Raw genomic sequence first — 539 nt, 5'->3', positions numbered from 1 at the left:
CCGTCAACCGAGTGAACTAATACTGTATCGGTAAGTGACTCACCCGTTTTCAGACTTTGAATAGCATTTTGACTGTTATCAGCGGTGTAAGTCCAGTGACCTAATTCATTGATTGATAGAGTACCAAACTGACCTTGTAATGAGGTGGCTTGGAATTGATTTTTACCGTTATCTACATCAGTAACAGTGAGGGCGCCATCAACTCGGAGCTGACCTGAATGAACATCTTTATCTTCGGTTAAGCTGGCGGTTGAGGTGCCCGCAACCACGGCTTTATCATCAGTGCCATTAATGGTGACAGTGACTTTCTGCTCAGTGCCATCGACTGAATGAACTATGAGAGTATCCGTTAATGATTCGCCTGTTTTCAGGCCTTGAATGTTCGGCTGCGAGTTATCAGCGGTGTAAGTCCAATGGCCTAAACTATTGATACTCAGAGTGCCAAATTGACCTTGTTGCACTGTGGCCTGGAATTGGTTTTGTCCTGAATCTACATCGGTTACGGTGAGGGCGCCATCGACATGCAGTTGTCCTTGATG

Annotated in this window: 1 protein-coding gene; it reads right to left on the bottom strand. The window is 45.6% G+C overall.

All coding sequences use genetic code 11. From position 1 onward, the window contains the following. Positions 1 to 539, bottom strand: a 539-nt coding sequence (locus tag AB4140_RS19535; RefSeq protein WP_372002291.1) for a VCBS domain-containing protein, incomplete at both ends; no start/stop codon positions are given.

This window comes from Shewanella sp. 10N.286.51.B2, from assembly GCF_041469265.1.
Taxonomy (GTDB): Bacteria; Pseudomonadota; Gammaproteobacteria; order Enterobacterales; family Shewanellaceae; genus Shewanella.
This window is presented reverse-complemented; position numbering and strand designations above follow the sequence as displayed.